A 19,466-nucleotide genomic window follows, 5' to 3' on the forward strand; every position below is an offset into this window, starting at 1 on the left:
TGACAATAAAGTCGTTTAATTACAAATAAAGTTGTTTAATTTACAATAAAGATGTTTAAAAAACACGCGTTATCGATTATAATTAATGTAATCGAACGTGTGTTTTTTATTGCATTAAAATATGAGGTGATAAATACGTGGCTAATGCTAAATACAGGATCAAAAGAAGAAAAAATGCTTTGAAGGAGCTAAATGAGCTAGTAGAAAGACACTCTAATCTATTAATTATCCATTACTCTTGCGAAAGTTTTTATAATATTAAAGATGGGAGAACGCCACGTATTACATCTATTGCAGTAAGGTATTTCAATACAGGACAAACTATTTCCTTTTCAATTCATAAAGTGGCGGAGAAACAAGGTAAATTGAATAGCATTGAAGATCACTATAATGAATTAGAAAAATCCATGTTAGATGAATTTTATCAATTTGTTTCAACTCATATCAACTTTAAATGGATCCATTGGAATATGAGAGATATTAATTTTGGATTTGAGGCCATTAACCATCGGTATAGCGTTCTTGGTGGAACGCCTTCTATTATCCATGACAATAATAAGTATGACTTGGCTAGAAAAATGGTTGATATTTATGGAACCTACATTAAAGAACATCCAAGATTTGAAAAATTAATTGAAAAAAATAACATAACCAAGAAGGATTTTCTCAGTGGTGCAGCTGAGGCGGAAGCATTTGAAAATAAGGAGTTCGTAAAGCTTCACCAATCAACATTAAGAAAGGTGGATATACTGCATATTATTGTTGAAAGAATTATTGAAAATAACTTAGAAACCGATGCTACTTTAAGAGAAATCTATGGTTTTACTCCACAAGGGTTGTATGAATTAATGAAGGAAAATTGGGGGTATAATCTTTTGATATTCCTTTTAGGAGCTGTACTCTCGGGAGTAGTTGGATATATAATTACCTTTTTATTAATGTAGAAGGAGGTTGCTAATATGCCTAAACGCCAAACAGGTTGGACTGAAAAGAAAATAGCTCGTTATTATAAAGAAGGTCGTGGCCAAGGAGAATTAGGAAATTATAAGCCTTGGATAACGATTCAAGATGTTCCGTCCAGTGGTCGCGCTCATCGAGACATCGGTTGGAAAACAGAACGTGAGCATCATCTTTTATCTGATCTTGAATACAACTATTTTTGCTTACTTGATTGGTCAGATAATGTAATAGATATTAGAGAGCAGTTTCCCATCAATAGGGAAATCACCACAAAAATTGCTGAAGACATGAACATTACGCACCCCATAGAATCTACAACACAGACCCCGATCGTAATGACAACAGATTTTCTTATTACATTACGGTATGATTCAAAAGTTAAGTATATTGCCAGAACTATTAAACCAGAAAAAGAGCTTAATAGTTCTGGAGTTATTGAAAAATTTGAAATTGAACGTGCATATTGGGAAAATCAAGATGTTGATTGGGCTATTGTAACAGAAAAAGATCTTCCCAAAACAATAATTAGAGAAAATATAAAATGGCTGCGATCTTCTTATATACTCGCTGACACTACAGATAGTAGCTTTATATCTATCCTTTTAGAAAGACTAAAAACAGGTAACGGAACAATTTTAAATGCTTTAAAAGAGTTTGATGAACACTATCACCTTGAAAAGGGAACAGCTTTAGCCCTTTACCGTCACTCTATTGCGAAAAAGTTAGTCAAACTAGATATGACACAAAAGTTTGATTTAACTTCTGACCTATCAACTATTAAGGTATTATCTCTGATCCCGAAGAAGAGAGGTGGGCTACATGAATTTCTTTATTAATGAAATTCTACAGGATGTTACGAATGATAAAATATCCCGTATTTTGTGGATAGATGATAACAATACGATAGCTTATATCATTGATTTAAACGACGATAAGGCACTTCCTGTTAAACGAATGATCTTAGAAATAAGGGAAGAGATTGTTACTGGAAGTCTAATTAAACTTAAAGAGGATCCCTTCATCGTTAATACCATTGAAGAATACACGCAGAAGCACATTGATTCTCGTGATCAAGCATGGCAAATCATTAAAGAAATGGTTCTAGACGAGCCTGGGATTTATGAAAAAAATATAAGAGCTACCTATATAAAAAAAACAAGAGAGACCTATGGTGTTTCTTACCCTACTGTAAGAAAGTATTTGTGCAAATACTGGCAAAGGGGGAAAACAATTAATGCTCTTTTACCAGACTATCAAAACTCAGGAGCTAAAGGTAAGGAAAGAACTTCTGGAACAAAAAAGAGAGGTAGACCTCCGAAATATGCGGCGACAGGTGTTAATGTAGATGAAAAAACAAAGAAATTGTTTCGTGTTGCCCTTGAAAAATATTATTTAACCTCCAAAGAAAATAGATTAACTGATGCTTATAAAATGATGGTAAAAGAATTTTATGCAAAGGATATTTACTATGAAAATGGTATTGAGAAGGTGATTATTCAAGACGAAGAAAAAATGCCTAGTATTCGCCAATTCCGTTACTGGTATGAGAAAGAATATACTGTACCGGAATCACTGAATGCTCGAAAAGGAAGGAAAAAATACAATAAAGATCACCGAGCTGTGTTAGGCTCCTCACTTTCAGAAGTGTTTGGACCTGGATCCCGTTATCAGATTGACGCAACGATTGGGGACGTGTACTTAATTTCAAAACACAATCCAAACTGGATAATTGGACGTCCTGTGATCTACTTAGTGATGGATGTTTTCAGTCGTATGGTTGTAGGTAATTATATAGGCTTGGAAGGCCCATCTTGGATTGGCGCTATGATGGCTTTAGCAAATACAGTAATGGATAAACAGGAATTTTGCGCCCAGTATGGCATTGAAATATCGAAAGATGATTGGCCTTGTGAGCACTTACCTGAAATACTATTGGCAGATAGGGGTGAATTTGAAGGTTTTAATGTAGAACGTTTAATCGAGGCATTTAATCTTCATGTTGAGAATGCTGCACCATATCGTGCTGACTGGAAAGGAGTAGTTGAAAAGCATTTTGATTTGATTCAGATGAAAGTTAAGCCAATGCTTCCTGGTTATGTAGATAAAGATTTTCAAGAGCGTGGTACAAGGGATTATCGTTTAGATGCAGTTTTGACATTAGATGAATTTACAAAAATTATTATAAAGCAAATTTTATACTACAATCAAAAGCACTATTTGAAAGATTACGTACGTGATGAGGATTTAGTTCATGATGATGTATTGCCTATTCCACTTAAACTTTGGAATTGGGGAATGGAAAATCGGACGGGCAAACTCAAGTATTTTCCAGAGGACATTGTAAAGTTACATTTAATGCCAAGAGAAACCGCAACTGTTACGTATAAAGGTATCCGAATGAAGGGGATTTATTACAGTTGTGAACGGGCAGTAAAAGGGTTATGGTTTGAAACTGCTAGACAAAAAGGATCATGGAAAGTTGAGATTGCATATGACCCAAGGGATATGTCTATTGCCTATTGGATTGATAGTTATTCCAATGAATATGATAAATGCTTTATGCTTGAACCATCTAAACGATATGAACATTCAAGTTTAGAGGAAGTAATGTATCTAGTGGAAAAAGAAAAACAATTAGCCCAAAGTGTGAGTCACCAGCAACTGCAAAAAGACGTTGATTATATAGCTGAGGTAGAATCGATCGTAGCTAATGCTTCTAAAAGAAAAGAGAAATTAAAAGATCAAACATTAAGCAAAGCGGAGAAAGTAGGGAGTATAAAGGAGCACCGCAGAAATGAAAAGCGAAGTCTGAAATCTGAAGAGGCTTTTCAACTGGAAAAAGACAAAGAAGAACAAATGAAAGAAACGGAAATACTCTCTTTTCAATCCAATAAAGAAAACAATCAAGACTTTTCAAGGCCGAATGTAAGGGAGTTATTTAATAGAAGAAAGGAAGAAAGGGATGAGTGAAGAACAGCGGTTAGTCAGTGCTGAAGTAGCTAATTATAGACAGCAGCAAGTAATTGATTTCAAGGGTAATCAACTAATCGAAGCATTGCCTAATATTTTATCTCCGGAAGAAGCCTTTGATGCACTCAGTTATTATCCTAATTATGATGAACAAGAGAGGTTCCTACCTACTCATATTCGTTACCATGCTATACCGAGACTTAACCGTTTCTTTCAACCGGTTATGCAGCATTTAGACTTAGAGCAACGCTTTTCTCGTCTATTAAGGCATGGGTATATAAGTCGAAACCCGTTAACTCCTGAATTTACTAAAAGCCTTGCGACTGGGCATCAACAGTTACACGGATTAGAAACAAAAAACGATATACGTTCTACTGCATCAAGTATGACATTAATGGGGTTTTCAGGAATAGGGAAAACAACAGCGATTGAGCGAGTCCTATCATTATATCCACAATTAATTATACACAAGCACCCTTTAAATATTACCCAGGTTGTCTGGTTGAAGTTAAATTGTCCTCACGACGGTTCACTGAAATCATTGTGTATGGACTTTTTCTTGAAAATGGATCAACTTCTAGGATCAAATTATTATGAACGATTCGGAAGTAGAAGAAACTCCATCAGTTCGATGGTAACAAGGATGGGGCAAATTGCTAGATTGCATTGTGTAGGAGCCCTTGTAATAGATGAGATTCAACATTTACTGGCAACTCGGGATAATAACTCGGAAAAAATGATGAATTTCTTTGTAACCCTTGTTAACGAAATTGGAATACCTGTCATGATGATTGGAACGATGCGTGCTAAAAGCGTTCTACAGCAGGACTTTAGGCAAGCCAGAAGAGGCAGTGGTCAGGGTGATATGGTGTGGCAGCAAATGGAGAAAAATGATGATTGGGATTTGCTGATTGAAAGCATGTGGGAGTATCAATGGCTTCAAAACAAAGTCGAGTTGACAGATGAACTTAATAAAGCGATTTATGAAGAGAGCCAAGGCATTATTGATATTGCCGTAAAACTTTTTGCTTTATCGCAAGGGAGAGCTATTGAAACGGGGGTAGAAACAATAACACCTTTACTTATAAGTAAAGTAGCTAAAGATGACCTTAAGCTAGTACAGCCAATGTTAAAGGCACTAAAAGATGGTCAATTGTCTGAACTGGAGAGGTATGAAGATATTATGCCAATGGACATTGCTGATTATTTGAAACATCACGAGTCTAAAATTGATTTGCGTGCGTCCATTCAAAAGAAAAAGGAACAAATAGCGAATAATCGAAAAGAGCAAAAAACGTCATTGATTAAAAAAGTGATACTAACGTTAATCAACCTAAATATCGAACCTTCACTTGCCGAAAAATATGCAGTCAAAGCCATCAATGAATTGCCCGGCAGTGCTGAAGCTGAAGTTACTGGACGAGCATTACAAATGTTCACAGAGAAGAAAGAGACAAAGAAAACCAAAAGAGATAACCCTAAGAAGAACGAATTACAATTGATAATAGATAAAGGAAAAAGGAATCAGAAATCAGTTTATGAATCTTTAAAAGAAGCTGGTTTCATCAAATCGCCACTGGATGATTTTGCAATCTAAGGGGGAAAACAAATGCATGCCTATTTTCCAACACTTTATGAAGATGAGTTGTTGTACAGCTGGTTTGCTCGTTATCATGTTCATTCCGCAAATGTCAGTCCAAAACAAACGATGAAGGAATTGTTTGGAACGACCAGTGCTGTGGCTGTTCCAGATTTACCAACACAATTAAAGCAGGTTTATGACCGCATCAGGCACTTTGACATACAGTCATTAGACAACCTTATTTTGAATCATACGCTGTTTCGTTATTATACAGCTTTTCAACCGGAGTCCGTAAGAGAGAAAGTATATCAGGCAATGGTTGAAGGAAATCAACCGGGTGCTATTCATACGATGACGGGAATAGCAGCGAGTGTGGTACAGGAGTGGACGTTTCTCCGGTTTTGTCCGACATGCCTTCAAGAAGACATGCAAAAGAAGGGGGAACCTTACTGGCATGTATCACATCAATTTCCAGGTGTTTTCACTTGTTTGAAACACGGTGATTATTTATGTGATTCAACAGTAAGATACAGAAACACTGAAAAACATAAATTTGTTGCTGCCACAAAAGATAACTGTCCAAGTATTTTTCTACAGGCTTCATATTCGGACAAGACTAAAGCTTTTTTAAACATGATTGCTAGACAAAGTCAGGAACTTATATCGTCTGATTTCCTGTTTACATTTGAAGGCATCCAAAAAGCCTATCAATATCTTTTAAAAGAGAAAGGTTTTTCAAATATTAACGGAAAAGTCGATCAAAAAAGGTTAGCTGAGCAGTTTCAGTTGTTTTATGGCGAGGAGCTTTTGAGTGTCGTCCAATCTTCAGTCAGTTATGAAAATTCATTTTGCTGGCTTAAAAACATCACTCGAAAGCACCGTAAATCCTTTCATCCTTTGCGTCATATTTTATTTATTCATTTTCTTGGTGAGTCAATAGAGACATTTTATAAATTTGCATCTAAAGAGTATCAGCCATTCGGAGAAGCCCCCTATTATTGTTTAAACCCTGCTGCGGGTCACTTTAAGGAAAGATTCATTACAGATTTGCGAATGAGTTTATGCACAGATACAAGACGCCCTGTGGCTACATTTAGTTGTTCCTGTGGTTTTGTTTATTCAAGACGAGGACCTGATAAAGTTAAAGAAGATAAATTAAAGGTTGGTCGTATTAAACAATTTGGAGATGTATGGGAATCAAAATTAAATAAGCTAGTTCATATAGAAAAGAAAAGTTTGAATTCAGCTGCAAAGGAATTGCAGTGTGATATAGGGACGGTTAAGAAATACACAACTAGTCCCACTTTTAAAGATGTAAGCATTTTTGAAGAATCTACTGAGGATATGACTTCAACTAAGCAAAAGAAATGGCTGGATTTGATACAAATGCATCCAGAAAAATCAGTTACTCAATTAAGAAAAATAGTACCTGCCTTATATGCTTGGCATTATCGAAACAATAGAAAATGGCTTAAAGAGCATTCACCGAAACAAGAAAGAAAAGCTGACACTTTAAGAAGAGTGGACTGGACAGAAAGGGATGAAGAAATATTACTTCAAGTACAGCAGACAATCAATAAGTTGTACGCTTATGATAAACCAATTTATGTGAATAAAACTCGTATTGGCAAAGAAATCAATCAGTTATCGTTCATTGAAAAGCATTTAGCAAAATTACCAAAGACGAAAAAGTATATAGAAGATCATATTGAATCAAGATATCAGTTTCAAATAAGGAGAATTAAATGGGCATGCGGACAATTGGAAGTTAAAGGGGAAGAAATTATAGAGTGGAAAGTAAGACGTTTAGCCGGAATCCGTAATGACGTAAGCGAGGAAGTACAAATTGCATTGCAAACAGAAATATTGAACTACAAAGCAGGTGATCAAGATTCTAAAAATCAGACCATGGCCTTTTAAAAAAGAAGTAGCAACATTGCATTGGATTGGAAATGTAAAATTGGAAAATAAACAATGGCGCATACAAGCTGCGTTTGTTTATAGAAATGATTGCATAATTATTTCTCTACCTATTGCAGCCCTACCTTTGTTAAGAATAGGTACTCCTTATCACGATGGATTGCCAATACAAACACAAAAGATAGGTACATTATACGAAATTCAAGTGGATAACTTGAAAAATGGATTCATTTCGAAAGCGATTAATGTTTGTAGGAACTTTAATTATTTTCTTTATAAGAAACCAGTGTTAATGAATCAACATATGTGGTCATTTCAATCAGGTGGTATAACGTATCATATTCCACAAACAGAATTGATAAGAGCATTGTTTGCAATTAATAAGATCCTTACAAATGCATTGTTGCGACCAAACGGGCTAGATCTTTTAGTAAATAAAGTATCTATCAATCAAAACCGAAAAGCAGCGATTAATTTTTCCGATGAAATTCCTGGCACAATAATGACAGATGATTTTGCACGTTATTTTGGATGGCTATATTTACATCCTGAAATGAAACAATCGTATTCTTCCATTCAAAGTAATGCTTATGCAATGATAATAAATGGTCCAAATTTAAAAGGAACTCCAATGGAAATGACAATGCCAGATACAGAAGAATTCAACCTAACCGTTAGAGGATTACGAAAAAATGACGAAATACTAATATTAGAATGGCTGGCATCAGACCTTGCTGATCCACCATTTAAAGAATTAAATATAAAACATAAATCAATAAAAAGACGTTTGTATACACCAGATAAAAGAAAAAAGCGACTGTCAAAACAAAATCAGCCGCAGGAACATGTATTAAATGAAAACAGCGGAGAGCGATCACGAGAGGATGCAAATCAACCGGTCATTGATATAGAACTCACTCAGATAGCTTTCCGTCAATCAACTATAGTAAATAGAATACCAAAACAAGAACAAAATGTGAACCAAGGAGATGAATATATTTCAAACTCTGGCCGTGGGGGAGGAATGAACCAGAGTGTTGCTGGATTAGACGAATCAATATTTGGCGGTAAAATAACGCCTATAGAGTTTAAATCCATGGAAATCGCAGATACACATATGAACTATGGATTGGATAAATTCATTGCGATGATTAAGTATCTTGCTGCTAATTATAGCCATTTGAGTGTATCCATAAATTTTGTTTACCTTCCTTTAGGACGGAAGTTTTCGTATTTGCCAGACGGGAGAAGAAGAATTTGTGCTATTGTTAAAGTAAATAATGGAATGAAGGAGTCCTTTATAGTTGAAGTGGCTGTGCCAGATAATCGTTCCTTATCAACGTTAATTATACCCTCATCGGGATCAGTCCATAAAAGTGAAATTCATATTCAAGGATTATTAACAAAGTTGGTTTTTAATAGTGGAAGTTGGAGTAATTCATTCTTAAAAAATCAGGTACACAACAAGATCAGACATTATAATGAGACCGTGAAGAATTGGACCCAAAGGATAATATGCTACCTATAGTTGTTGATTTAAAATAAAGTCGCGGCCATTCTTAAAAAAGATACGAATTTGTATCCCCTTGATGTATGCCTTTGTCAAAAGCGTCTTTTTGTGGTAAAAATAACTTAATATTCTTTAGCAACCGGACCAGTTCGTAGTATAAGGTCAATCAGATCTTTATTTTCAGGTTGGCCATTTTTAATGGTTTAATCGAGGTAGCCGGAGGGGAACGAAGGAGCCGGTGGGACTTTAATTGATCCCGTCCACAAAAATGTTACCCTCTACTTACAGGAACATGGGTGAGGCTGATTGGGGGATTATCAGATGATCTCGTATAACAAGAGAGTAGAAGACAAACCCCATAAAGTTGTGATGGGGGCCTGCATGAATAAGCTGATTCATTGATTTTTTTACATGCTTAAGCGTATAGAAGCCTTTGTAGAGGTATAAACAACGGGAACTTCTATTCCCTAGTGTACCTTCCTATCCGGAAGGCTCTTGTATCATAGTAGAACTTTTTTACCCTTATGGTGTAAATATCCACATTATTTCAGTTTCACATTAGCACAGTAATTCAGATTGAAGAATGCTAAGAAAAATCGGTGACACGGCTTTACATAGAGAAGTGGGCATGGTAGGCTATACGCCTTGTGAAATCGGTGTTTTGCAGTTATCTGCTTTCACAACGACCCATGGTCACAGAGGCTATATGTCAAGCCGGCAACACATAATTGCAATTAAATGGTAATCTATTTGTGTATTACGCCAGATTTTTGCCGAAATAACATGAAAATATCCGTTCTAATTTGCAAAAAATCACCCGTTTCTGGCTGGAATAGTGTGCAACTTTACACTTATGGGTTGACTTCTTATTAGCTGGTATTATGGAATAAATCATCAATCATGAAAGTGAAGATTATTGGGTAAAACCACCCTTAATGATGTGGAAAGGATATGTTCAAAATGGAAATTAAGAATTTGATTGGAGTTAAGACAAGACGGGAATTAAGAAGTTAGCTTGAGGAAAATTCAAATACAGATAGATTTGCTCAAGAAGTGTGGTTGGATGAAAATAAAAGAAGGTATTTATTAATGGGATCACAGGATATCCCTGTAAGCCAGTGGCAAGATACCTCAAATTCTTAAATAACACTGGAAAGAGTAGCGATACTCAAAAGACGTACTGCTGTTATGCCTTGAAACAGCATTTTGATTACTTAGGGGAAATTGACAAGGATTATATGGATATCATCTTCATAGGTTCGAGATTTATTTGGTGTTCTAATATATCTATAAGTATAGAGCAGGCCTGCTTGGGCTTTCCATTGATTATTATTGAACAAGCTCCACACACTTCTTCTAGTCAGCTCATGTCCCCACAACGGGGGCGTTTCCTTTCCCTTTTTATTTATAGGGTTCATCCGGGTGTCTATTAAGGCGGCAATTACTTACACCTTTGGCCGATGATTAATAGAGAACGATTCTAAAAAAAGTCTTGACCCAGAGGATTATCTTGTCTAAAAATATCGATTTGAATATCTTCCGCCATTTCTACACCCCAAGCGCTCTCGTCGGATTGGGACGAAGTGCGCTATTCTCGTGGTGTCACCCAAATTGATCGAACAGCATAACTGTCTAATATCTTTAGTTCCGCAGTAACAGGCGGGTCCGATTAACTTAGGAAGAACGACTTTCCCTTGACGAAAACGCCTCCGAGTTGGATTCTCTTCATCGTTCTGATGTCATTATTTTTTATAGTATATTTTAGACTGCTCAATGTATTCAAGGTTGAGATCTACCGGTACCCTTTAGCATCTGCAGGCTTGCCTACATCCTGAACTTCGACGATGTAGCGCCATGCATCCGGTCGAGATCCGTCGAGATCCGTTATTCCGTATTCGTTTGCAAGCTCACCGCTTGAGGTGGATTGTCCGCTCCAGCGCGCGACGTCAGGATCATTAGCCAATGCTGCGATCCCGCGACCAATGAAGCGAGGCGTTTCGGAAATGATGAAATGCGGTTCGCGGACGAGCGCATCTCTCCAGTTTGCTTCGGTTACGCCGTATTCCTCCAGCATGATTTCGGAGCGCAGCCAGCCTGGCGATACGGATAGGACAGTTCCTTGGTAGGGGGCGAGTTCATGTGCCAAAGACTTGGCCATTCGTATGACGGAGTTCTTCGCCAAATCGTAGAATAACGACAATCGGTAGTTTGTTTCATTATAGGTTTTCGTGCCGTCCGTGACTTCCACAACGAGTCCGTTGGGCTTGCGGATTAGCAGCGGCAGCGCGTAGTGGCTTGTAATGATATGGGTATCAATGGCCAAATGCAGCATGTGCAAACCGTTTTCCAACGAATGCTCCCATACAGGAACATTCCACTCCACCATATATTCGCCGCCCCAGATATCATTAACCAAAATGTCCAGTTGACCTTGTTCGCGTTCGATTCTTGCGATTAAAGCTTGAACCTGAACGGGATCGAGATGATCGACTTGTACCGCAATCCCGATGCCGCCCGCCTGATCAACTAGTTCAGCAGTTTCTTCAATGGTTTCTGGACGATTATATTCAGAGGGACTCATCCGTGTTGTACGGCCAGTCACGTAGACAGTTGCTCCTGCTGCCCCCAACTCAATTGCGATGCCTCTGCCTGCTCCCCGGGTCCCTCCAGCAACCAACGCCACTTTTCCTGATAAAGGTTTCATAATTAGCGACCTCCCTTCCTCTAATAATCGATTTTATCATAGTGCTAACTCTTTTTTAAATTTAAGTAGTAATCCTTTGTATTTTTATCAAACTTCTCGATAGCGTATCTTAATGTGACTCTAGGCATGGTGCGAGTGTGCTTATTCAGGAAAGATTTCAGCTTGTCCTCGTCTTTTTTACCTGCTTCACGAATGAAACTGCCAACGGCCTTATTGATCAATTCCTCCGGATCGTTTATTAGTATCTCAGCGATAGCAAATGTGTCCTTCGTGTTTCCGGCTTTGATAAAGCTATACGTACTTACCATAGCTGTTCTTCGTTCCCAAATATTAGAAGAGTGTGCCATTTCGTATAGTTTATCCTTCGGTTTATCCAGCAAATAAGTTCCGATTACAGAAGGAGCGGCACGATCAACGAAATCCCAGTTGTTGATTCGATCATGTCTCCGTATATACAGCTCGTACAAAGCTTGCCTGTTTTCCTCCGGTAGTTTCTTGGCTTTGGCTTGAAAATCCATAATGCTCACGGCGCCCATTCTCACTTCATAATAATCGCTTTCCAGCAGCCGTTCGACTTCGGTTAAAGGCATATCCGTAAATTGCTTAGCAATTTGGAATACCGTACGCATGTTAAGACCTAAGCACTTCGTGTTTTCATCTGAACCTTTAAAAAACTTTTTCATTTTTTCTATTTCTGCTTCATTTTGATGCTGCTTCAATTCCTGAATAAAACCATCAGCGGTATGATTTGTCATTTGGTTAACCTCTTTTCATTTAATAATAAAGTTTTAAGCCCCAGTAAAAGGTTGACAACTTACTTTCCATTTTTGCTTGATTCCCTCAGGCTGTTCGTTTTTTGCAAGAATACGCCAATAAAAAAGAGGCGAAATGTTAATTTTATAAAAACGTCCATCTGGCGTGCTGCTTGCCATCCTGCGTTGACTGTATAAAGAGCATATTAGTCTTTAAATAACATTTAAATCACCTCACAATCAAAATTCCGAATCCACTCATGATTATTATAACAGTAGTTTGAGGGTGAAATTTCTTTTATATTGCTAAATCACACATCAAGTAAAACATTTTCGATCTCTTCAACGGAACTGTAAACAGTGATAGAAAAATATTAAAATGATTCCAGTTGCAGCTTTGCAAAACGCCTTGCAAACTTGGATTTTTGCAGAAAAATACAAGCATTCATTTTTGAAAAAGACTGATTTTCTTTCACTTAAGCTCTTCCATTAAAATATCATTGACTTAAGCCCCTAAATATTTTTTTCAGTTTATCTGTAAAATCCAAATACTTGTACGTGACATTGGCACTATCTACGGAAGCATATTCTGTAATTCAAAAAAGTTAAGTGTGCTCAATGTAACAGAGATGATCAACAATATGAACGCTGGTATGGATTTACTGTACGAGTCTTTTACTCTGATGTGTACGATGACTCCAATCAACATAGTAATTGCAAACCATAGTCCTGCGATGACCACAACCCACGGTAACCAAAAACCAATAATCAATCCCACAACACCAGCTACCTCTACCCAACCGGTTACTACCCGAAACCACTGAGGAAGTTTTAGATGCTTAAAAATGGAAATCTGTTGTTCATGCCCCAATATTTTTTGTATGCCAACACTTACAAATATAACAATCAGTATAAACTGCAAAACAAAAGAAATAACCAAAATAATCCCTCCATACATTTAATTTTTGAATCTTATTTAGTAATATTAGCAAATTATATCTCTCCGGTTTTTTCCGCTGTAACAATAGAAAGAAAGACACTAAGACTTCCTAACAGACACAGCACCACAAGAACTAGGTTAAAATTAAGGTTTAACATTGATGAGAGGTATGATGATTGCATCGTAACAATAGCAACAATTACAGTTGGAACTGTCGCTCTTTTCCAAACTCCCAAATAAAAGAGCGGAATAAAACTAATCAAGGTAATCATCAATGAGCGAAAAATCATCTGACTAAAAAAAGTGATGATATCTGAAAATGTCGGATCACCGTTTATAATTGAATGGACTTGATCATAAAAATAAGTGACAATACCTGTTAATAAATAAGAGGCCATAGTAAGGAGAAATACAAACATTGCAATAAAAAGTATTTTCGCTGCAAACAGTTTTTTTCGGCTGAACGGATAACTAAAGGATAAAGAAATCGTTTTATTTTTATATTCATCAATAAAAACTTGGTTGATTAAAGAGGCTCCAAATAAGATAAATCCCATTTGAATGAAGAAATTCAACTCAATAACTGCAGCATAACTCTGACCAAAATCATAGTTAAGGACTTCTATAAAGAAAATGGGCAAAAACATTATTATAAGTGGATAGACTATCACTTCCCCAATCACCGATTTTTGTTTTAGCTTTCTCCACTCTAATCGCATTAATTTAATCATCGCCATTTCCTCCATTTATTTGTTGGTAAAAATAATCTTCCAATGAATTGGAATGTTTCTTTATTTCTTCAATTTCAATATTATGAAGAATAAGTGTTTTTGAAATTTCGTTTGGAGTAAAGGCCGTATCATAAATGCGAATTTTACGATCCTGAATAATTTTCATATTCGAAAGGTGGAGATCGTTTTCAAGTAAATAAACAGCCTGTTTAACATCCGTCACCACAAGCTCGATATAATCAGAACGTTCATTTCGAATATCTGCCAAAGTGATCTCATTTAATAATTTTCCATGATGAATCACACCAACTCTGTCAACAATTTGCTCTAATTCTCCTAATATGTGACTTGAAAGAACAAAAGTCATCCCATATTCTTGATTGAGCATTCCAATTAAATGACGCATATCTTTAATCCCAATTGGATCTAGGCCATTTGTCGGTTCGTCTAAAACGATTAGTTCAGGTTTTGTGATAATCGCTCTCGCAATCCCAAGCCGTTGCTTCATTCCAAGAGAAAAATCTTTTACAGTTTTTTCTTCAATTCCTTTTAAATTTACCAGTTGTAACGCTTGTTTCATCTCATGTTCGTCAAAAAAACCTAAATACTCACAATGCAGCTTTAAGTTTTCAAATGCAGTTAAATGTTCAAAAAAGACCGGATATTCAATAATACTGCCCACTCTTGCCAATACGGATTTTGTTTGTTCCGCCAATCTCTTATTCAAAATTAAAATTTCTCCCTTTGTAGGTCTTGTTATACCCGTAAGCATCTTCAAAATGGTTGTTTTACCTGCCCCATTCGAACCGAGTAACCCATAAATTTCACCTTTTTTAATATGAATGCTTATATCGGATATAAGCTCTTTCTCTTTAATTTTTTTCGTTAAACGATTCATTTGAACGATATATTCCATGATTTAGCCCCTCCTTAACTATATCTTATTGTAATAATTGAAATTAATTTTTTTCTTTCTCATTCCTTACAAATTTCTTAAGTTTGCGTTAATTACAAAAAAGAGGCTGTTCCTGATGAACACCCCTTTGGAAGTCTCTAATACGTTATTCTCTTAAAAATACATGTAAACACTGTTTTTTTATACGGTCGGCTGATTAGTTTAATCTCACCATTCATTGCTTCAGTTAAACGTTTAGTAATACTTAAGCCAAGGCCGCTCCCTTGAAATTCTGGATTTCTTGCATCATCCATCGTATACAATCTTTCGAATACACAATCTTGATGTGGTTCTGCAATCCCTTTACCTTCATCCCAAATATCAATAGCAATATTCTCACCTACTTCTCGAATCGTTAAGCCAATTACACCGCCATCACTTCCATAATGAATCGCATTTGAAATTAAATTGCTCAAAATACGATTCAACGAGTTCTCATTACCTAGAATAAAATAATCCTGTTCTGGAATGTCTACCTCTACACGGAGACCTTTTTCTTGTAACAAGTGATAAAACTCCAATACATTCTTCCGGCAGATTTCGTTGACTGATAATCGACCGATTGGAAAATCATCGTCACCTGACTCTAGCTTAGCAAGGTCAAAAAATTTGTTCATCAATCCGATGACATTTAGTATTTTTTCATGAAGGCGCGTCATTATCTCATATCGCTCTTCTTCCGAAACTGTCTCATCCTTGTTTAACTTCTCTATGTATACAAGAATAACGGTTAGTGGTGTTTTTAAATCATGCGACATATTGGAGAGCATTTTTTTCATACTTGCTTTTGTTCTGACGTTATCAGCAACCACCTTTTGGTTATGGCTTAAAAGACGATTCACTTGAATAAGCATTTGCTGAATAGATGTCCGATTCGTTTGCATTAACACTTTATTAGCTGATTCCTGTTCGATAATATTAGATAATTTATCATGCATTTCGTTAAGTTCACGTTTCAATTTTTGCATGGACACATATTTCCATCCGATGACGAGTAGCAAAAAAATAATTATTACTATTAGAAAAAAACTCATACCTTACTCCCCTAATTTATAGCCAATCCCCCAAATTGTCCGTATATATTGCGGATTTGATGGATCTTTTTCAATCTTTTCACGCAACCTTCGAATATGAACATTAATGGCATTCTCATTACCAAAGTAATCCTCTTCCCATATTAATTGATATATTTGTTCTTTCGTAAAAACTCTGCTTTGATTCTGCATAAAAAGCTTTAAAATATGGAATTCCTTTGACGTGAGTTGGATATTTTTCTCGTTTAATTTTGCTGAAAACGCATCCAAGTCAAGCGTCAGTGCTTTAAATTGAATGATATGTGAAGAAGATTCCCTTGCTCCAGGAAGATACTGCGTAGCTCTGCGAATAGCAGCATGAATCCTTGCCGTTAATTCAACAATGGAAAATGGTTTGCTGATATAATCATCCGCACCTAAACCAAGACCTAACGTTTTATCAACATCACTTTCTTTGGCTGAAATAATCAGTACTGGAACAAAGCTTCTCTCTCTCATTCTCTTTAACAACTCTATTCCATTCAGCCTTGGAAGCATTAAATCGAGTAATACAAGGTCAACTGGCGTATTTTCAAAGAGTTCAAGTGCCTCTTCACCGTCAAAAGCTGTCAGCACTGTGAAATTTTCCTGTACTAAGTGCCCTTTAACCACTTCACTTATTTCCATGTCATCTTCTACAATTAATATCTTCTTTTGCATAATCAAACATCCATTCTTTTATGATTAAAACTACACGATACTTTAGCGAAAAGTACAAGGACACGCTTTTTACTATATGCAATTAAATCATTCTATCCTAAAAAGTTTGGTTATTCTGTATGTTCTCTTCTATAATAATTGGTCTGATCGCATAATATGCTTTCTCTAGAAAAACGTCCTTTTAGATTATCATATCTAAGGAGGTTAAACTTCGCAACTTTATTTTCAGCTTTTAGGAGGTGCATGTGAATGAATACCTAGAATAATGTAGAATAGAGATATATATACGTTTGGCTGTAAAAATCAAAAAAGATTTTTGGAGCAGGACATGCGATTATTTATTTTTGTATCCGTAATATTTTTATCGGACCAGCAAAAAAACAAAAAATAGCATTAAAAGAGGATTTCACGGACGAAAAAAGTCGTTAAGTTTGATAAAATCAAACAGTAGTATTGATAACTGAAATGTTTAAAAAGATGCCTATACATCATTCCATTTTTTTTGCTTTTTAAACAAATCATAGAATCTAAGCCATGTAAGGCCAAAATACATGTAAAGGGGGAGAAAAGTGGTAGACAAGAAGAAAAAGAAAAAACGGGCCCAGCTTCCTGTGCGTATGAATATCCTTTTCTTTGCCATCTTCTTATTATTTTCTGCACTCATACTCCAATTAGGTGTTGTTCAAATTTTAAACGGAGAATCTTATCAGGAAGAAATTGAGAGAACGAATTTAGACACAACAAGTGTGCCGGTGCCCCGGGGGAAAATCTATGACAGAAATGGGAACATCATAGTCGATAATGAAGCTATGTATTCCATTACATATACGCCCCCTAAGGACGTTCAGGCAAAGGACCGATTAGAGGTAGCTGAAGCTTTAGTTAAATACATCGATATGAGTGACGAGAAAAAAATCGATCGAATCACAGATAGAGATAAAAGAGAGTATTATTTACTGCTTCATCAAGAGGAGATAGAGGATCGGCTTGAAAATTGATACAGAGGAGATGGATGCTTCAGAGGAATATGCTGCCACATTGGAATTAATTACCGATGAAGAAATTGCAGATTTTACCGATGAAGAATTAGAAATTATTGCTACAAAAAAAGAACTGGATAAAGCATATGCACTGACGCCGCAGATAGTTAAAAATGAGGGCGTAACAGCAGAGGAATATGCTTCTGTTGCTGAGCATCTGGATGAACTTCCCGGAATCAATGCAACAACAGACTGGAATCGCGTTTATCCGAACGGAGATACATTATCAACTATTTTAGGGAACATTTCCAGCCAGGAACAGGGAATTCCGGCAGAGGATATGAGCACTTATCTGACGAAAGGCTACAGCCGGAATGACCGCGTCGGCAGAAACGGTCTGGAAGAACAATATGAAGACTTTCTGCGCGGACGTAAAGAGCAGATTCAGTATACGACGCGTCAGAATGGGACCATTATCGGTTCAGAGACTATTGTTGAGGGCCAGCGTGGAAAGGATTTAGTTTTAACAACTGACTTAGAATTCCAACAGGAAGTTGATAAAATTGTCCTGGAGGAGCTGAAATCAGCAAAAGCGAGTAATCCTTATGATAACCGGTATTTAACAAATGCTTATGCGGTTGTGATGAATCCCAAAACAGGAGAACTCCTGGCTATTTCCGGTGTGAATTATGATAAAGAAAAAGACGAATATACCGATGCTTCCTTTATGGCTTTATCCAATGCTACGGAACCTGGTTCAAGTATTAAAGGAGCCACCGTTCTTGCCGGATATGATTCGGAAGTTATTTCACCTGAAACATTTTTCTATGATGCACCAATAACACTGGCAGGAGGAGTAACGAAAAAATCTTTTCAAAATATGGGAAGTGTAACTGACCTGGATGCATTGAAACGATCTTCAAACGTTTATATGTTTTATGTTGCCTTGCGTCTGGGCGGAGATTACCGCCATCCATTACCTGGGAATGCCAATTTAAATATAAATAAGGCTGAAACCTTGCAGAGCTTACAAAATTATTTCAATCAATTTGGTTTAGGTGCATCGACAGGAATTGATTTCCCATATGAAAGTACCGGAGTAAGAGGCCAGACACCGGAAAATCCAGGAAATATTCTTGACTTTGCCATCGGACAGTATGATACGTATACAACACTGCAGCTGGCGCAATATGTATCCACCATTGCCAACGACGGTTACCGTGTCCAGCCGCACTTTTTAAAAGAAGCCCGTGATCCAATTGCCTCTTTAGACGAGCTTGGACCATTGTATTATACAAAAAATACAACGGTAATGAATCGGATTAAAATGACTAACGATGAAATCAGCAGGGTGCAGGAAGGGTTCCGCCGTGTGTTTCAAGAAAATGGAGGAACAGGATATAGCTATTTTAATGGTAAATCATACAACCCGGCTGGAAAAACAGGTACAGCACAGACTTCAATTTATGAAGATGGACAGAAGTTGGCAGATCTCAATAACCTGACATTAGTCGGCTATGCGCCGTTTGATGAGCCGGAGGTTGCTTTCGCAGTAGTTGTGCCAAGTGTAGGAATAGATACAGGAGACGGGATTAACAGTAAAATTGGTTCGCGAATTTTAGATACGTACTTTGACATAAAAGAAGATCATGATGAAGAAGCAGAAGTTAGTGAAGAGGAATAATAAAAAACTTCCGTCCAATTAATTGGGACGGAAGTTTTTTCGATA

General features: G+C 36.7%; 16 protein-coding genes. 8 read left to right on the forward strand and 8 right to left on the reverse strand.

Translation table 11 applies throughout. The features are described 5' to 3' along the window. Positions 1-137: 137 nt before the first annotated feature. The 6 genes from ACW0TQ_RS21535 to ACW0TQ_RS21560 are packed head-to-tail and all read left to right on the forward strand — an operon-like array spanning position 138 to position 8,960. Positions 138-944 (forward strand): hypothetical protein, encoded by an 807-nt coding sequence (locus ACW0TQ_RS21535; RefSeq protein WP_256708492.1) that lies wholly within the window; start codon positions 138-140, stop codon positions 942-944. 15 nt (positions 945-959) lie between these two features. After that, a complete protein-coding gene (locus tag ACW0TQ_RS21540) occupies positions 960-1,796 on the forward strand; it encodes a TnsA endonuclease N-terminal domain-containing protein (RefSeq protein WP_455726007.1) in 837 nt (278 codons plus the stop codon). Next, positions 1,780-3,930, forward strand: coding sequence for a Mu transposase C-terminal domain-containing protein (locus ACW0TQ_RS21545; RefSeq protein WP_256708494.1), 2,151 nt, complete (start codon positions 1,780-1,782; stop codon positions 3,928-3,930). The genes ACW0TQ_RS21540 and ACW0TQ_RS21545 overlap by 17 nt, the downstream gene beginning before the upstream one ends. Next, positions 3,923-5,527 carry an ATP-binding protein gene (locus ACW0TQ_RS21550; RefSeq protein ID WP_256708495.1) on the forward strand — a complete coding sequence of 535 codons (1,605 nt, stop codon included), beginning with the start codon at positions 3,923-3,925 and terminating at the stop codon, positions 5,525-5,527. The genes ACW0TQ_RS21545 and ACW0TQ_RS21550 overlap by 8 nt, the downstream gene beginning before the upstream one ends. A 12-nt stretch (positions 5,528-5,539) precedes the next feature. Then, positions 5,540-7,432 carry a TnsD family Tn7-like transposition protein gene (locus tag ACW0TQ_RS21555; protein ID WP_341083355.1) on the forward strand — a complete coding sequence of 631 codons (1,893 nt, stop codon included), beginning with the start codon at positions 5,540-5,542 and terminating at the stop codon, positions 7,430-7,432. A 40-nt stretch (positions 7,433-7,472) separates the two neighbouring features. Then, positions 7,473-8,960 carry a Tn7-like element transposition protein TnsE gene (locus ACW0TQ_RS21560; protein ID WP_455726008.1) on the forward strand — a complete coding sequence of 496 codons (1,488 nt, stop codon included), beginning with the start codon at positions 7,473-7,475 and terminating at the stop codon, positions 8,958-8,960. Positions 8,961-10,176: 1,216 nt separating this feature from the next. Here ACW0TQ_RS21560 and ACW0TQ_RS21565 read toward each other — a convergent pair. The 8 genes from ACW0TQ_RS21565 to ACW0TQ_RS21600 all read right to left on the reverse strand — a co-directional run bounded on the left by ACW0TQ_RS21565 (position 10,177) and on the right by ACW0TQ_RS21600 (position 16,757). Further along, positions 10,177-10,293, reverse strand: a complete 117-nt coding sequence (locus tag ACW0TQ_RS21565; protein WP_445667714.1) for a 2Fe-2S iron-sulfur cluster-binding protein — start codon at positions 10,291-10,293, stop codon at positions 10,177-10,179. 441 nt (positions 10,294-10,734) lie between these two features. Further along, a complete protein-coding gene (locus ACW0TQ_RS21570; RefSeq protein WP_341083357.1) occupies positions 10,735-11,646 on the reverse strand; it encodes an SDR family oxidoreductase in 912 nt (303 codons plus the stop codon). Positions 11,647-11,690: 44 nt separating this feature from the next. Then, on the reverse strand, positions 11,691-12,401 hold the full coding sequence (locus tag ACW0TQ_RS21575) for a DNA alkylation repair protein (RefSeq protein ID WP_341083359.1): 711 nt from the start codon (positions 12,399-12,401) through the stop codon (positions 11,691-11,693). 571 nt (positions 12,402-12,972) lie between these two features. Further along, the gene (locus ACW0TQ_RS21580) at positions 12,973-13,338 is read right to left on the reverse strand and encodes a DoxX family protein (protein ID WP_341083361.1); all 366 of its coding nucleotides are present in this window, start codon (positions 13,336-13,338) and stop codon (positions 12,973-12,975) included. Positions 13,339-13,391: 53 nt separating this feature from the next. Next, positions 13,392-14,069, reverse strand: coding sequence for an ABC transporter permease (locus ACW0TQ_RS21585; protein WP_341083363.1), 678 nt, complete (start codon positions 14,067-14,069; stop codon positions 13,392-13,394). Then, positions 14,062-14,985, reverse strand: a complete 924-nt coding sequence (locus ACW0TQ_RS21590; RefSeq protein WP_341083365.1) for an ATP-binding cassette domain-containing protein — start codon at positions 14,983-14,985, stop codon at positions 14,062-14,064. The genes ACW0TQ_RS21585 and ACW0TQ_RS21590 overlap by 8 nt, the downstream gene beginning before the upstream one ends. A 137-nt stretch (positions 14,986-15,122) precedes the next feature. Continuing rightward, positions 15,123-16,058, reverse strand: a complete 936-nt coding sequence (locus tag ACW0TQ_RS21595) for a sensor histidine kinase (protein ID WP_341083367.1) — start codon at positions 16,056-16,058, stop codon at positions 15,123-15,125. A gap of 3 nt (positions 16,059-16,061) precedes the next feature. Then, positions 16,062-16,757 carry a response regulator transcription factor gene (locus ACW0TQ_RS21600; protein ID WP_341083368.1) on the reverse strand — a complete coding sequence of 232 codons (696 nt, stop codon included), beginning with the start codon at positions 16,755-16,757 and terminating at the stop codon, positions 16,062-16,064. A 569-nt stretch (positions 16,758-17,326) separates the two neighbouring features. Between ACW0TQ_RS21600 and ACW0TQ_RS21605 the strand changes: the two genes are divergently transcribed. Further along, positions 17,327-17,755: a penicillin-binding protein 2 gene (locus tag ACW0TQ_RS21605; protein ID WP_455726009.1), complete on the forward strand. Its 429-nt coding sequence runs from the start codon at positions 17,327-17,329 to the stop codon at positions 17,753-17,755. Continuing rightward, positions 17,745-19,421: a peptidoglycan D,D-transpeptidase FtsI family protein gene (locus ACW0TQ_RS21610; protein WP_455726010.1), complete on the forward strand. Its 1,677-nt coding sequence runs from the start codon at positions 17,745-17,747 to the stop codon at positions 19,419-19,421. Before ACW0TQ_RS21605 ends, ACW0TQ_RS21610 begins: the two co-directional genes overlap by 11 nt. Positions 19,422-19,466: the final 45 nt, after the last annotated feature.

The organism is Oceanobacillus sp. M60 (genome assembly GCF_053839645.1).

Coding starts and splice junctions, on each gene's coding strand:
- ACW0TQ_RS21550 (WP_256708495.1), top strand. CDS start 3,923: ATGAGTGAAGAACAGCGGTTAGTCAGTGCTGAAGTAGCTAATTATAGA.
- ACW0TQ_RS21570 (WP_341083357.1), bottom strand. CDS start 11,646: ATGAAACCTTTATCAGGAAAAGTGGCGTTGGTTGCTGGAGGGACCCGG.
- ACW0TQ_RS21545 (WP_256708494.1), top strand. CDS start 1,780: ATGAATTTCTTTATTAATGAAATTCTACAGGATGTTACGAATGATAAA.
- ACW0TQ_RS21595 (WP_341083367.1), bottom strand. CDS start 16,058: ATGAGTTTTTTTCTAATAGTAATAATTATTTTTTTGCTACTCGTCATC.
- ACW0TQ_RS21555 (WP_341083355.1), top strand. CDS start 5,540: ATGCATGCCTATTTTCCAACACTTTATGAAGATGAGTTGTTGTACAGC.
- ACW0TQ_RS21575 (WP_341083359.1), bottom strand. CDS start 12,401: ATGACAAATCATACCGCTGATGGTTTTATTCAGGAATTGAAGCAGCAT.
- ACW0TQ_RS21540 (WP_455726007.1), top strand. CDS start 960: ATGCCTAAACGCCAAACAGGTTGGACTGAAAAGAAAATAGCTCGTTAT.
- ACW0TQ_RS21590 (WP_341083365.1), bottom strand. CDS start 14,985: ATGGAATATATCGTTCAAATGAATCGTTTAACGAAAAAAATTAAAGAG.
- ACW0TQ_RS21585 (WP_341083363.1), bottom strand. CDS start 14,069: ATGATTAAATTAATGCGATTAGAGTGGAGAAAGCTAAAACAAAAATCG.
- ACW0TQ_RS21600 (WP_341083368.1), bottom strand. CDS start 16,757: ATGCAAAAGAAGATATTAATTGTAGAAGATGACATGGAAATAAGTGAA.